The following is a 13,487-nucleotide window of genomic DNA, read 5'->3' on the forward strand; positions in this document are numbered from 1 at the left end:
CGCGACGTCCGCGCGGGGGGGTGTCCCTGAAGTAGTTCGGTGCGTGACCGAGCGGCTCGACTTCGCGCCGCTCGGCGGTCAGCCGAGCCCTGGAGTCACTCGAGCAGTCTGGCCATGATCTCACGATTGGTCACATCTCTGCCGGTGCCGCCTCGGATCGGGAGAGAACCGCCAAGACGCCACAAAGAACGCCAAGTTCGCCAGGAAGAAGCTCAGAGATTCGAAAATTGGGATATCTCGGACTTGGCGTCCTTGGCGTCTGCTAGGTAACTCACGCTTCCGGTGGGAGGGCCTGCAGTTACCGGCCGGACGCGCTTCGCGACGACCCTTGGAAGTCCCCGGAGGGGGATACCCGACGGGGTGGGCCGGAGCCGGCTGTTTCGACAGTCCGGGAACGTCGCGTGGCGTTCCCTGCGATCAGCGGAGCGGGAATCAGGGACATCCCCCCGAGGAGGGCTCACTCCCGCATCGCCTCGACGGGTGACACCGCCGCCGCGCGCAGCGCCGGGAAGAACCCCCCGAGCACGCCCATCACGCCGCCGAAGAGCAGGCTCGTTCCGATGATCTCGGGCGTGGGCGTGAAGCGGAACACGATCTCGCTCCAGGTCGAGAAGTTCATCATCGAGAAGCTCACGAAGCCCATGGCGAGCGAGGCGAGGGCGCCGATGCCGCCGCCGATCAGGGCGATGAGCACCGACTCGAACAGGAACGAAGCCACGATCATCAGGCGCGAGAAGCCCAGCGCGCGCAGCACGCCGACCTCGCGCTTGCGGTTGGCGACCGCGGCGTACATGGTGATGGTCGCGCCGATCATCGCGCCCACGCTGAAGAAGACAGCGATGAGCACGCCCATCACGGTGATGAACAGCGTCGTGCCCTCGCTCTGCTTCTCGTAGAATTCGCGCTCCGGCACGGCGTCCAGGCCCAGACGCTTGTCGCTCTCGATGGCGGTCTCGAAGCCCTCGAAGCGGCTCGGGGAATCGAGCTTCACCCGCACCGTCGAGACCACGCCCCGGCGGCCGAAGGCCTCGCGCAACACGTCGAGATCCACCCAAGCCTCGCTCTCGAAGGCGCTGCCGCCCGCCTCGTAGACGCCGACGACCTTTACCGGGCGGTTCTTCCGGAGCTCGAAGGAGTCGCCGAGCTTGAGGTTCTTGAAGCGCCCGCTGATGGATTTCCCGACCATCACCTCGTCGGTGCCGGGCTTGATGGGTCGGCCCTCCAGGAGCCGTACCTCCGGCCTGAAGTCCAGGACGTCGCTCGGGACCCCGCGGATCTGCACGTTGCTCCGGCCCTTGCCGTCGGAGGTCTCCATGAAAGCGACCACCATCAGCTCGGCCACGGACATGGGCGTGCCGTCGCTCTTGGCCTTCACCCCCGGCGCGCTCCGGACGATGCCAACCGTGGGGTCGTCGATGGTGCTGGAGAGCTCCGCGTTGTTGCCCTTGCGCAGCACCACCACCGTGTCGTCCTTGCCGGAGGTGGCGAGGGTGCGCCGGAGGCCCTCGGAGAGCATCAGCGACGAGGCCAGCACGAACACCACCAGCGCGATGCCGCCGGCGGAGGCGACCGTGGTGGCCTTGCGCACCGCGAGGTTTCGCACGTTGTAGGACAGGGGGATCACCCGAGCCTCCGGAGCGCCTCGACGGCGTCGAGCTTCGAGGCGCGCCAGGCCGGGATCAGCGCGGCGACCAGGCCGAGCATCACCGCGATGCCGATGGCACCCAGGGAGACCAGCGCGGGGATGCGGAAGTACGGGAACCAGGAGCCCATGTTCTCTTCCAGCCAGCGGCCCATGCCCTGCTGCACGATGGGGTAGCTGAGCCCCAGGCCGACGACGCCGCCCAAGAAGCCCACGGTCAAGCTCTCCCCGATCACGAAGCTGACGATGTGTCCCGGGCGGAAGCCCAGCGCGAGCAGCACGCCGTACTCCCGGGTGCGCTCCCGTACGCCCATGGCGATGGTGTTGCCCAGGATCAGCATCATGATCACCAGGATCACGATGCTGACGATGTCGAGGGCGGTCAGGATGGCGGACGCGGCGCCGAGGAACTGCGAGTTCAGCGCCCGCTCGCTCATGGTCTGGGTCTGGATCTCGCGCTCCTCGAAGGCTTTGTCGATGGCCGTGCCGATGGTGGGGCCGCGCCCGACGTCCTCGATGCTGGTGGTGATCCAGCCGATCTGATCCTTGCGCCCGGCTGGCAGCGACTCGTTCATGTAGTCCCAGTGGAAGAGGAACTGGGCTTGATCGACCGAGCGTCGGGCGGCGGTGTAGATGCCGGAGATGCGGAATTTCCAGTCGCCGGGGTAGATGCTCCCGGCCAGGGTGACCTCGTCCCCGACCTTCCAGCCGAACTGCTTGGCGAGCGACGCGCCGATGATGGCGCCCTGCCGGTCCTGCTTCCAGGCGGCGAGCTCCGCCGGCGGTACGACCATGTCGTCGTAGACGTCGAAGAAGGTCTCGGGATCGACGGCAAGGTTCGCGAAGAACTCGCGGTCGCGGGTCGGGTGCTTGGCGCCGAACCAGTTCAGGTAGGTCGCCTTCTTCACCCCCGGGACCTGGCGCACTTCCTCGAAGTAGCGCTTGGGAAGCGGCATCACGAAGGTGACCTTGTGCCAGGTCGCCAGCCGATCCTGCGCTGCATGCTCGGCGCCGGTGTTCCACGCATCGAGCACCGTACGCAAGAGCACGAAGGAGAGGATGGCCACCGCGACCCCGAGCACGGTCAGGACCGTGCGCAGGCGGTTACGCCGGATGTTCTTCACCGCGAGGGTGGCGAGGTTCATACGAGCTGACCCTTGTCCAGCTTGCGTATGATGCTGGCGCGTTCCGCCGCTGCCGGATCGTGGGTGACCATCAGGATGGTCTTGTCGAAATCCTGGTTGAGCTTGGTCAAAAGGCCCAGGATCTCGTCGGCGCTGTGGCGGTCGAGCTCACCGGTCGGCTCGTCCGCGACCAGGATGGTCGGGTCGTGGACGATGGCGCGGGCGATGCCGACGCGTTGCTCCTGTCCGCCGGAGAGCTGAGCGGGCCGGTGACCCATGCGGTCCTCGAGGCCGACCACGCGCAGCGCGGTGGCCGCGCGCTTCTTCCGCTCCGGTGCCGGCAGCTTGGTCAGGAGCAGCGGCAGCTCCACGTTCTCGAGCGCCGTCAGCACCGGGATCAGGTTGAAGTGCTGGAAGATGAAGCCGATGTGCTGCGAACGCCAGCGCGACAGCTCCGAGTCGCCGAGCTTCGCGATGTCCTTGCCCGCGACTTCGACGCTGCCCTTCGAAGGCCGGTCGAGCCCGGCGATCAGGTTGAGCAGCGTCGTCTTGCCCGATCCGCTCGGGCCCATCAGCGCTTCGAACGAGCCCTTCGGAATGTCGAGATCCAGCTCGTTCAGGACCTCCAGCTTCTCCTTGCCGCGGGTGAAGGTCTTGTTGACTCCCCGGAGGGTGATGATGGGTTCTGCTTCGCTCACGTCCCCTGCCTCTCCTTGACGTCCCTACCGTCCGCCAGCTCCTTGGGCGGATCCTTGACGACGCGGGTGCCGCTGGGCGGCCCCTCCACCAGCTCGAAGCCGTTGCCGATGGGCGGCCCGAGCGTGACCGGGCGCATGCGCACGCGCCCGCCGTCGATCACGAACACGACCTTGGCTCCGGCGCGCTCGGTGACTGCGGAGCCGGGCACGACGACCTTGGGCGGCTCCTTCATGCTCTTCTCGGTCAGCTGCTCGCCCAGGAAGTTCACGCGCGCCGCCATGTCCGGCAACACGCCGTCGGCGGCGTCCACGAACTTCACCTTCACCGTCACGGTGGCCTTGGCGCGATCCACCCGCGGGCCGATCTGGGCGACCTCGCCGCGCAAGCGCTTGCCGGGGAAGGCGTCGAGCAAGATCTCGGTCGGGGCCTTCAGCGCCAGGGTGTGGACGCGCCCCTCCGGTACGTCGGTCTCGACCATGATCGAGCCGAGGTCCACCAGCTTCGCCAGCGCTCCGACGAAGGGCCCCACCATGGCGCCGACGCCGACCGGTTTGCCGACCACCGTGCCGTCGATGGGCGCGGTCACCGTCATGTAGTCGAGGTTCACTTGCAGGTTTCGGACCTCCGAGCGCGCCGCTTTGGTCTGCGCGTCGGCGGCCTCGACCACCTTCTTCTGCGCGGCGATCTGCGCTTCCAGGTCGTCGGCGACGGCCGGGGCGCTCACGCCCTCCTTGGCCAGCGCCCGCTCGCGCTTGGCCTTGATCTCCATGGCCGCTAGATCGGCCCGGGACACCTGGGCTCGCGCTTCGGCGCTCGTGACCTGGGAGCGGGCTGCGGAGATGGCGCTCTTCCGATCCGAGTTCTCCAGGATGGCGATGACCTGGCCCGCCTTGACCACGTCGCCCTCCTTGATCGAGATGCTCTTCACGCGGCCGGCCACCACCGGGCCGACGTCGCTCGAGATCTGCGCGACGACGTAGCCGCTGGAGGTGAGCTTCACCGAGGCCTGGGCCGGGGTGATGGTCGAGATCTCCGTCACCAGGACCTCGGGCTTGAAGAACTGCGCCTCGAGCCGGGGCAGCGCCACGTAGTAACCGCCGCCGCCGAGCAGAGCGATGACCGCGAGCCAGACCAGGCGCTTGAGCCAGGGCGATCCACCGTCGCTGGTCTCGCGGTCGAGCTTGAGCGACGCGAGGTCGTTCGAGAGCCGGTCCGCCATCCCGGCCCTCACTTAGTGCGCGCCCGCCGGCCGGTCAACGGCCGCTGGGCGCTGCACGCTTCTTGGCGCGGGCGCGTGTGGCTGGGACGACGATCTCGCCCAGGAAGTCCAGCACGGCCCGGATCCGCGTGGCGCGCGCCAGATCTCGGTGCACCGCCTGCCAGACCACGCGGGGCTCCGGCGCGTCCTCGCTCGCGATGCGCTCGAGGCTCGGCTCGGCGTTGCCGACGATCACGGGTAGGAGCCCGATGCCGAGCCCGGCCACCGTCGCGCTGAAGATGGCGCTCACGCTGTCCGAGCGCATCACGATGCGGCCGCGCCCCAGCCGGCCAGAGAGCCACTCGTTCTCCACGGCGAAGGGCCGCGCGTCGGCGAAGAAGATCACGTCGTGGCCGTCGAGACGATCGGCGAGGCCCGGCGGACGCCCGGCGCGCTCCAGGTAGCCCTTCGCCGCGTACAAGCCGAGGTCGATGGCGGTGAGCTTCTTCACCACCAGGTTCTCCTCGCGGGGCTGTGCCAAACGGAGCGCGATGTCGGCCTCCCGGCGGGCGAGCTGCACGCTCCGGTTGGTGCAGGACAGATCCAGCAGGATCTCCGGGTGCCGCTGGTGGAATCGCGGCAGGTGGGGCGCGATGAAGCGGGTGCCCAGCATCTCGGTCACGCTCAGGCGCACCAGCCCCGCGGCCTTCCGGTCCGCTCCGCTGATGCTGCGCTCGAGCGAGAGCGCTTCGCTCTCCATGCGCTCCGCCCGCGGCAGGAGCTCGTGCCCGGCCCGGGTCAGCGCGTAGCCCTCCGGTGTGCGGTCGAACAGGCGCGCGCCCGCGGTCTCCTCCAGCTTCTCGAGCCGGCGACCGACCGTGGTGGCGTTGATGCCGAGGGCGCTGCCGGCTCGGGCCAGCGTGCCGGCGCGGCTCACGGCGAGGAAGATGCGGAGGTCGTCCCAGTCGATCATGCGGTGCAGAAATGCAGGATGCCCCTGCGATCATGCCGCGAGCGGAGGCGGGCTCACGACTCCATGCTCTGGCCAGAAGGAGGTCTACCATGAATCGAGAGAAGCCCGCCGAGAGCCGAGCGAGCCTCGGACGCCGTCTTCGCATCATCGCCCAGGACGGCTTCGGTCTCGGAGCGACGCTGTTCGAGCCCCGCCAGCCCGCCCGGGCCACCGTCGTCATCAACGGCGCCACAGCGGTGCCGGCCAGCTACTACTCGCGCTTCGCCGAGCATCTGGCGAGCTCCGGCTACCGCGTGCTCAGCTACGACTACCGCGGTGTCGGGGCGTCGCGCCCGCTGAACCTCCGGGGTTTTCCCGCCAGTATGAGCGACTGGGCCGAGCTCGATGCGCGGAGCGTGCTCGACTACGCGAAGCAGAGCCATGGCGCCGAGCCCCTGGTGCTCGTCGGCCACAGCTTCGGCGGCCAGCTGCTCGGTCTGCTCGACGACGCGCGCGACGTGACCGGCGCCGTGCTGGTCGGCGCGCAGCTCGGCTACTACGGGCACTGGCCCCTCTTCGGGCGGATGAAGCTCGGCTTCGTCTGGAACGTGATGCTGCCCACCCTGACCCGCAGCTTCGGCTACCTACCGGGCGCCGCCGGCATCGGCGAGGACCTGCCGAAGGGCGTGGCCGAGCAGTGGGCGCGCTGGTGCAGCCACCCCGATTACCTGATGAGCGAGCACCCGGCGGCGCGGCGTCGCTTCGCGCGCTTCGACAAGCCGACGTTGTTCTACAGCATGAGCGACGACGACTTCGCGCCCGAAGGCGCAGTGAGCCAGTTCCTCGGCGCGCTCTCGAGCGCCCCGCTCGAGCACCGGCGCGTGATCCCGGCCGAGCTCGGGGTGGACGCCGTCGGGCACTTCGGCTTCTTCCACCCGCGCTTCACCGACACGCTCTGGCGCGAGGTGCGCTGGTTCATCGACGACCTGGCGGCGGGCAAGCAGCACTTCCGCCCGAAGCGCGGCCGCGCGCCCTGGAACATCGACGACGAGGACGTGGCGCTGGATCTGGCGTACGGCCGGGCGTGAGCCTCAGTACACCGGAAACATCAGCTGGCAGCCCTCGGCGCTCGGGCCGATCGCCGACTTTGCCCACTCGAGATTGCCACCTTCGAGCGACGAGAGCGCCTTGACGCACTCGGGCAGGCTGAAGTCGGCGCGCTGGCCCTTGGCCTTGCAGCGCTCGAGCACCCCCACACAGAACGGCTCGAAGCTCGGATCCGGACAGGCGTCGGCCAGTCCCTTGCGGTAGCAGGTCTTGCGCACGAACATGTCGCACGCCCGCGGCCCGACGCTCTCCCAGCAGCGGGCCACGGCGGCTGCGACGCGCCGGCGGTAGCCGTAGCCCTTCTTCAGGAGCTCGCAGGAGCCGTCGAAGCCCTCGCACATGGGGCCGCCGTAGCGTTTCGGGTCGATGAACGAGCAGGAGACCTCGCCGACGTCGTTGTCGCAGGCGAGCGCGGCTGGCTTGTGGTGTTCGGGCGCCTGACTGCTCGCGGTCTCCGGCTCGGCGGCGGTCTCCGGCTCGGGCACCGCCACGATGGTCCTCGGGGCAGGAGCCGGGCCCGGCGCTGGCGCACACGCGCCCGCCGCCAGCGCCAAGGTCAGGCTCACGAAGCGTTCGACGTCGATGCGGAGGCCGTTCATGTCCGCCCTCAGAAGCTGGTCAGGCGCTGCCGCTTCTCGTCCACGCTCGCGCTGGTCGCCTCGCGCAGGCGCTGGGTCAGCATGCGGATCACGCCAGCGGCGATCTCCACCTGCTCGTGCAGGATCTCGTAGAACTCCGGGCTGCCGATGCGCAGGACCTCGCACTCGTCCTGGGCGATGGCGCTGGCGCTGCGCGGGACCTTGTCGAGCACGGCCATCTCGCCGAAGGCTTCGCCGGGGCCCAGCGTGGCGACCGTATCGCCGTCGTGGACGATGGCGACGTGCCCGCGCACGACCACGAACAGGCTGTCGCCGGGCTCATCTTGCTCGAAGATGTGCGTGCCCGCGGCGTAGGTCTGCTCCTCCGCGACGTGGGCGAGGGGAGCCAGATCCTCGCCGGTGACCTTGGCGAAGAGCGGTGCGCTCTTCAGAAACAGTACCTTCTCGACGGTCGAGTGCATCTGGGCCTCCAGCGGCTCGCCGCTCAGACGGGCGAGCTCGAGCTTGGCATGACGAGCGACGTTCGGATCGGGGTCTTGGCTGAGCACGGCCAGCACGGGCCGGGCGCGTTCGGGCGGGCCGGACGCCAGGGCGAACACGGCTCCCTCGCGGGCCAGGGCCTCGGGCCGCTTCGCGGCGGCCTCGCCCAGCTCGCCGGCCAGCGGATCGCCGTGCCGCGCGAGCGCGTCCAGCACCACCAGCGTGATGTAGGGGTTCGGATGCGCCGCCTCCTCGCGCATGAAGTCCGCGGCGGACGGGGCCGCCTCCGGGCCGAGGTCCCCAGCCTTCTTCACCAGCTCGCGCGCGGGCACGTCGTCGAAGAACCGCATCACCATCGGGCGGAGCATGGGCTCGAGCATGGTGTCGAGCACCTCCAGCGCGTTCGCGCGGCGGGTCGGCTCCTCGATGCGCTCGCGGACCAGCCGGAGCGGCTCCGGATCGTAGCGCAGCTCCAGGATGCGGAGGATGCGACGGATGGCGCGGGTGTGACGAAAGTCCATCTCCTCTCCGAGGAGCGGCGTCTCGAAGCGCAGGCGCGCCGCGTCCCAGCCAGCGAGGTTTCGGTAGCCACGCTCGAGCTCCGCCCGCAGGAGCACGCGCAGGCGCTCGATGGGCTCCGGGGGGCGCTTGAGCGACTGGCGCAGGCGAGACAGCGCGCCGAGGATGCGCAGGCGCAGGTGGCTGTCGGCCGCGTCCACCTGGGAGAACAGCCGCTGGTAGGTCGCGGGAGTCGGGATGCGCCGCAACACCCGGGGGACGAGCAGGCGGACGTCGCGGGGGGTCTCTGGATTGGCCATCAGCGCGAGCAGTGGTTCGAGCGCGGGCGCGCCGATGGCCGAGAGCGCGTTGGCCGCGCGCAGCCGCACCGCGGGGTCGTGCAGGAGCTCGGTCAGGAGCGGGACCAGACGCGGGTCGGCCACTGCCTCGCAGGCGCGCAGTGCCGCGCGGCGCACGGCTGGATCGGCGTCGCCGAGCAGCTTCTTGAGCGGACGGTACGCGCCGGGGCCGACGGCACCCAGCACCAGCGCCGCCTCGGTGCGCTGAGCGGGCTCGCCCGAGACGATGAGCTGCTCGAGCCGCGAGCCGCCGACGATGGCGCCCTCCACTCCAGCGTCGCGGAGCAGCCCGGCGATGGTGGCGACGCGCACGTCCTGGTGCGGGTCGTCGAGACGAGCCACCAGGGTGTCCACGCACTCGTCCCCTGCCAGCTTGGCGTAGGCGTTCACCGCCGCGCGCCGCACGTAGGCGTCGTCGTCCTCGAGGGCCGCCCTGGCCGGATCGGGTGACGCGCCCGGGAGCGTGCCGAGCTTCTCCAGCGCCGCGCGCCGCAGGTCCGGATCGTCGCTCCGCGCCAAGCGCTCGACGTGAGCCCGAAGCTCCGGAGTGGAGTCGGAGCCCAGTTGCTCGAGGGCGGCCAGCACGTGCCGCGCGTTGCCGCGCTCCAGCACCGCGAGCAGCGCCTTCCGGCTGGCGGCGTCGAGCACGAAGTCGGCGTCGAGGGCCAGGGTCCCGCGGGCGCTCAGCGTGGCCTCGAGACTGGTCAGGTAACGGCGTCGCACCAGCGGCACGCTGACGAGCCAGAGCGCGACGACGCCGCTCGTGACGAAGCCGAGCTTCTCGACGGCCATGCGCTCGGCCAGGAGGATCAGGAGCACGCCGCCCACTCCGTAGGCGGCGGGCTTGACGATGGCGTCCAGGATGGCGCGTGTGCGCGCCTTCACCGCCGCGGGGAAGGGCACGTACAGCGCCTGCAGCGTGGTCTCGTGGATGGTGTACTGGAAGCCGTTGTCCGCGAACTTCATCGCGCTGGCGATGCCCAGGTTCGGCAAGAACGGCAGGAGCACGCTGGCGCCGCCGAACACGCCGGGCATCACGGCCATACCCCAGCCCACACCGAGCCGGCGGAGCAGGCGCGGGGTGACGAGGAGCTGGAAGCCGAGCGAGACGATGCCGGTTCCGGCGTAGAACAGCGCGAAGAACTGCGCCAGCGCGTCCTCGCGGAAGGTGGCGCGGGCGATGGCCTTGAACTGGTAGTCCCCCACGGTGAGCGCGGTGAAGGCGAGCAACAGGAACAGCCCGAGCGACTGCACGTACGGATCCGAGCCGACCGCGTGGTCCCTCTTCGCGGTGGTGCTCGGCGCCTCGGTCACCGGCCGCGGCTCCTTGGCGAGCGCGAGCGCGACGACGGCCATGCCGCCCATAATGGCCGCGAGCACGAACAGGAGCTGCGCCGTGCCGATGACGCGCACGATGATGCCTGTGCTGGTGCCGACGAGGACCACGCCCAGGATGCGCGCTGCAGCGATCGTGCCGAACAAGCGCTTGGCGGAGCGCGGGTCGTGCAGATCGTTGGCCAGCGTCCAGAACTGTACGATGAACAGGTTCGCCGCGACCTCGGACCAGACGTAGAACACCGGGTAGATCCAGTGCGCACCGGTCCGCACCAGGACCCAGACTCCCAGGTACGAGGCGATGCCGATGGCGACGCTCGTCACGATGGCGACGTGGCGCGGGATCCTGTCGGCGTAGCGGCTGTAGACGACGGCGGTGATGGCCGAGGCGACTCCGTAGAGCACGAACATCCAGGGCAGCGCCGCGAGCGAATAGCGGCTCAGGAACAGCGTGTCGCGGACGGTGCGGCCCAGGATGAACACCGCCGAGGCCAGGAGCAGGTGCACGAAGAGCAGGCCCGTGCGACGTCCTTCGCCCGGGCGCACGCCGAGGACGGCGCCGATCCGTGCCTGGGCGGGGACCTTGTCGCTCATGCCGGGTCGCTGTGACGAATATAGCGACCCGGTCGGCGCGCGGGGCGAAGCTCTGGCGAAGAATCTGCGGGCTCAGGGCCGGTCCGCGAGGCGATAGAGCCGCGAGTCGGGGCTCGCTTCGTGCAAGGCCGGCAGAGCGAGCGGGAGCGACTCACGCCGCCCGATCAGCAGGTAGCCGCCGCCGCGGAGCCGAGTGAGCAGCGCGGCGAGCACCGCCGGGCGCGTGGCCGAGTCGAAGTAGGTGAAGGCGAGGTTTCGGCAGCAGATCATGTCGAAGGGGCCCGCGGCGATGACCTGGCGGAGATCCTCGTGCTCGAAGCGCACTCCGTTGGCCAGCTCCGCGCGGAGCTCGAGCTCGGCTCCGACTCGCACGAACGCGGCCTCGCGGATGTCCGCGGGTACTTCGCGCAGGCAGCCCGGCGGGTAGCGCCGCCGAGCGGCCCGCGACAGGCTCACCGGATCGATCTCGGTACCGAGCACGCGGAGCTCGAGGCCCGGGTACGAAGGCGCCAAGCGGAAGCGCCAGAGCAGCGCCAGGCTGTAGGCTTCTTCGCCCCCTGCGGCGCCGGCGCTCCAGACCGAGAGCTCGTGCCGTCCGTCGGCCTCGGCCTGGGCCGCGAGCCCGGGCAGCGCCACTCGCTCGAGCAGCTCGAACACGGCCCGGTCGCGGAAGAAGCGCGAAATGGTGACATAGCAGCGCGCGTCGAGCTCCTGCCACTCCTCGGGGTGAGTCTCCAAATAGCCGCGGTAGGCCGACAGGTCTCCGAGCCCGAGCTCGCTCACGCGGCGCCCGATGCGCTTCCGGACCTGCTTGCCGAGCCGCTCGAAGCTGCGCGGCTCGAGCCCCAGGCGCGGCAAGGCCCAGGCGAAGAGCTCGCGGTGACTGATGGCCAAGGCCTAGTCTCGGGCGTCGTGGGCGCCGAGCGCCAACAGGTCGAGCAGCCACGGCCGCTGCTCTGCGGGAGCGAGCTCGGCCACCGCCAGCGCGATGTGCGCGCGGCTCGCGTTCGGGGGAATGCCGAGCATGGCCCAGGTCCCCGTCGGCTCCGTCGAGAGGTCCCGGCCCCGCTCGACCGAGAGCGAACGCGTCCGCGGGTAGACCGCCACCGTCATCGGCGGCCTGAGCAGCCTGAGCGCGCGCATCGCGAAGGCGATGCGGTCGAACTCCTCCGCGCTCGTGATGTCGAGTGCGCGTTGCTCCTCGATCACCCACTGGTGGTCGTCTTTGAGCTGGCTCAAGCGAAACCAGTCTGACCCAGGACGTGGCGGGTGCCCAGGGCTCAGTGGCCCGACGGCGGCTCCCCTGTGTGCGAGCCCAGGCTCACGCCGAACAGCACCGTCTGGACGGGCTCGTTCCGCCGGTCGGTGGCGGCGCGGAACAGCCGCGCGTCGAAGCAGGCCCCCGTGTAGCGCGCGCCCCCGCACAGGAGCGCAGAGAGGATGTCCACACCACCGTGGGGGTCACCTTCCCCGGGCTCGACGTGACTGAGCTCGACGCCCAGGTTCAAAGGTCCGACCCCGACCGCCAGGTGGCCGCCCCACTCGAAGCTGCCGCCCAGCCGACGGCGCTCGTCATCGGGGTTCACGCGACCGGCGAGCACCGGACCGCCACGAGCCGCGAGCTCGAGGTGCAGCTCTCGCTTCAGCAGCTGGTAGCCGAGCTGGAGCTGGGGCAGCTCGACGAGCGAGGCGAAGAACACGGGATTGCCCAGCAAGAACCCGCGGCCGCCGAGCCGCGAGAACGGGCCGTGGTCGTCGCCAACCGCGTGGTACAGCCCGAAGCCGACGTCGAGGCCGATGCCGCCTTCCATGCCGCCGCGGCCGCCGCCGATGAACGCGAAGTGTCCCGCCCGGGCGCTCACCCCGCCGCGCCGGCTCGTGACGTACGAGGTCGAGACGCTGTGCAGGCTCACGCCGGCCTTGGCGTCGAGCCCGTGCACGGAGGTCTCGCCCCCACGGATGCCGAACAGGCCCGCGACCTCGTGGGAGCTCCGCGGATCTTCGCAGCGCGCACCCGGGCGCATGCACCCGATCGCGACCTGGGTCTTCACCGCTGCACCCGGGCCGGGCTCGCCGCCATCCGTCGCGACCGCGAGCTCGTCCGCGCGGCCCTGGGCAGGCAGCGCGAGCAGCGCCAGGGCGAACGCGCGGGCGCGCATGAGCTACTTGCCGGCGGCCGAACGAATCGCCGCTTCGATGTCGGAGTCTTTGGCGGCGAGGTCGTCGGGCAGCTTCGCGCACTGCGCATAGTCCGTGACCTTGACCATCTTCTCGGCGGGCTCGCGGAAGGCCACGCTGTCCTGGGCGAGCTTCACCGCTCCCGGCGACCAGGGGACGATGCGCTGCGGCGAAGTCCCCGGCGCGCTGACCAGCGCGAAGAGCGAGCAGCCGCCGCCGGCCTTGGCGAACAGGATCCCCAGCGACACGCCCTTGCAGCCCGCTTTCGGACACACGCGCTCGGGCTCGGGCCGCATGTCGATGGTCACGTTGCCGAGCACCTTGCGGGCGATGTCTGCCAGGCGCGACTGCGCGCGGGCAGCGAGCTTGAGCGTCTCCAGATCCGGCTTGCCGGCGTCACGCGGCAGCACGATGCGCGGCCAGAGCACGACGGCGCCGCCGGCAACGCCGGCAGAGCGGCTGATCTCCGGCGCGTCGCTCTCGGCGGCGGTCGCCACCGGCGTTGGCTCGCCCGCGGCCGGCGGCGGCGTGTACTCTTGCTGCACGATGGGCGCTGCGGTGCGCGCCGGAGGCGGCGGAGCGGGCTCGGGATCTTCGGCGGGCTTCTGCGCCGAGGAGTTGCAGGCCAGGAGCGCGAGCAGCACGAGCGCGGCTTGTCCCAGGGAAACGCGGGCGATCACCCGAGAACGGTCGGGGACAAGGGCGGTGCTTGTCAACTACTC

General features: G+C 70.3%; 12 protein-coding genes. 1 reads left to right on the top strand and 11 read right to left on the bottom strand.

Going from position 1 to position 13,487, the window contains the following annotated elements:
- Positions 1-457: 457 nt before the first annotated feature.
- Genes HS104_10125 through HS104_10145 form a run of 5 tightly spaced genes read right to left on the bottom strand, consistent with a single transcriptional unit; the run spans position 458 to position 5,636 of the window.
- The gene (locus HS104_10125) at positions 458-1,624 is read right to left on the bottom strand and encodes an ABC transporter permease (GenBank protein MBE7480323.1); all 1,167 of its coding nucleotides are present in this window, start codon (positions 1,622-1,624) and stop codon (positions 458-460) included.
- On the bottom strand, positions 1,621-2,787 hold the full coding sequence (locus HS104_10130; protein ID MBE7480324.1) for an ABC transporter permease: 1,167 nt from the start codon (positions 2,785-2,787) through the stop codon (positions 1,621-1,623). The genes HS104_10125 and HS104_10130 overlap by 4 nt, the downstream gene beginning before the upstream one ends.
- Complete coding sequence (locus tag HS104_10135) at positions 2,784-3,464, bottom strand: ABC transporter ATP-binding protein (GenBank protein MBE7480325.1); 681 nt, start codon at positions 3,462-3,464, stop codon at positions 2,784-2,786. Before HS104_10135 ends, HS104_10130 begins: the two co-directional genes overlap by 4 nt.
- On the bottom strand, positions 3,461-4,684 hold the full coding sequence (locus HS104_10140) for an efflux RND transporter periplasmic adaptor subunit (protein ID MBE7480326.1): 1,224 nt from the start codon (positions 4,682-4,684) through the stop codon (positions 3,461-3,463). Before HS104_10140 ends, HS104_10135 begins: the two co-directional genes overlap by 4 nt.
- A 34-nt stretch (positions 4,685-4,718) precedes the next feature.
- Positions 4,719-5,636: a LysR family transcriptional regulator gene (locus tag HS104_10145; protein MBE7480327.1), complete on the bottom strand. Its 918-nt coding sequence runs from the start codon at positions 5,634-5,636 to the stop codon at positions 4,719-4,721.
- An 89-nt stretch (positions 5,637-5,725) separates the two neighbouring features.
- Between HS104_10145 and HS104_10150 the strand changes: the two genes are divergently transcribed.
- Entirely contained in the window at positions 5,726-6,703 is a 978-nt protein-coding gene (locus HS104_10150; protein MBE7480328.1) for an alpha/beta fold hydrolase, read from the top strand.
- A 3-nt stretch (positions 6,704-6,706) separates the two neighbouring features.
- Here HS104_10150 and HS104_10155 read toward each other — a convergent pair whose 3' ends face one another.
- The 6 genes from HS104_10155 to HS104_10180 all read right to left on the bottom strand — a co-directional run bounded on the left by HS104_10155 (position 6,707) and on the right by HS104_10180 (position 13,445).
- Positions 6,707-7,321 (bottom strand): hypothetical protein, encoded by a 615-nt coding sequence (locus HS104_10155; protein ID MBE7480329.1) that lies wholly within the window; start codon positions 7,319-7,321, stop codon positions 6,707-6,709.
- Positions 7,322-7,329: 8 nt separating this feature from the next.
- Positions 7,330-10,587 carry a HEAT repeat domain-containing protein gene (locus HS104_10160; GenBank protein MBE7480330.1) on the bottom strand — a complete coding sequence of 1,086 codons (3,258 nt, stop codon included), beginning with the start codon at positions 10,585-10,587 and terminating at the stop codon, positions 7,330-7,332.
- Between the two features lie 72 nt (positions 10,588-10,659).
- Positions 10,660-11,481, bottom strand: coding sequence for a chemotaxis protein CheR (locus HS104_10165; protein ID MBE7480331.1), 822 nt, complete (start codon positions 11,479-11,481; stop codon positions 10,660-10,662).
- Positions 11,482-11,484: 3 nt separating this feature from the next.
- Entirely contained in the window at positions 11,485-11,826 is a 342-nt protein-coding gene (locus HS104_10170) for a hypothetical protein (GenBank protein MBE7480332.1), read from the bottom strand.
- A gap of 41 nt (positions 11,827-11,867) precedes the next feature.
- Positions 11,868-12,746 carry a hypothetical protein gene (locus tag HS104_10175; GenBank protein MBE7480333.1) on the bottom strand — a complete coding sequence of 293 codons (879 nt, stop codon included), beginning with the start codon at positions 12,744-12,746 and terminating at the stop codon, positions 11,868-11,870.
- Positions 12,747-12,749: 3 nt separating this feature from the next.
- Positions 12,750-13,445, bottom strand: coding sequence for a hypothetical protein (locus HS104_10180; protein MBE7480334.1), 696 nt, complete (start codon positions 13,443-13,445; stop codon positions 12,750-12,752).
- Between the last annotated feature and the right edge of the window lie 42 nt (positions 13,446-13,487).

Source organism: Polyangiaceae bacterium, assembly GCA_015075635.1.
In the GTDB taxonomy this organism is placed as follows: domain Bacteria; phylum Myxococcota_A; class Polyangia; order Polyangiales; family Polyangiaceae; genus JADJKB01.

Excerpts from the sequence above, each read along its gene's own strand:
- HS104_10175 (MBE7480333.1), bottom strand. The coding sequence starts at position 12,746 with ATGCGCGCCCGCGCGTTCGCCCTGGCGCTGCTCGCGCTGCCTGCCCAG.
- HS104_10150 (MBE7480328.1), top strand. The coding sequence starts at position 5,726 with ATGAATCGAGAGAAGCCCGCCGAGAGCCGAGCGAGCCTCGGACGCCGT.
- HS104_10145 (MBE7480327.1), bottom strand. The coding sequence starts at position 5,636 with ATGATCGACTGGGACGACCTCCGCATCTTCCTCGCCGTGAGCCGCGCC.
- HS104_10155 (MBE7480329.1), bottom strand. The coding sequence starts at position 7,321 with ATGAACGGCCTCCGCATCGACGTCGAACGCTTCGTGAGCCTGACCTTG.
- HS104_10130 (MBE7480324.1), bottom strand. The coding sequence starts at position 2,787 with ATGAACCTCGCCACCCTCGCGGTGAAGAACATCCGGCGTAACCGCCTG.
- HS104_10140 (MBE7480326.1), bottom strand. The coding sequence starts at position 4,684 with ATGGCGGACCGGCTCTCGAACGACCTCGCGTCGCTCAAGCTCGACCGC.
- HS104_10160 (MBE7480330.1), bottom strand. The coding sequence starts at position 10,587 with ATGAGCGACAAGGTCCCCGCCCAGGCACGGATCGGCGCCGTCCTCGGC.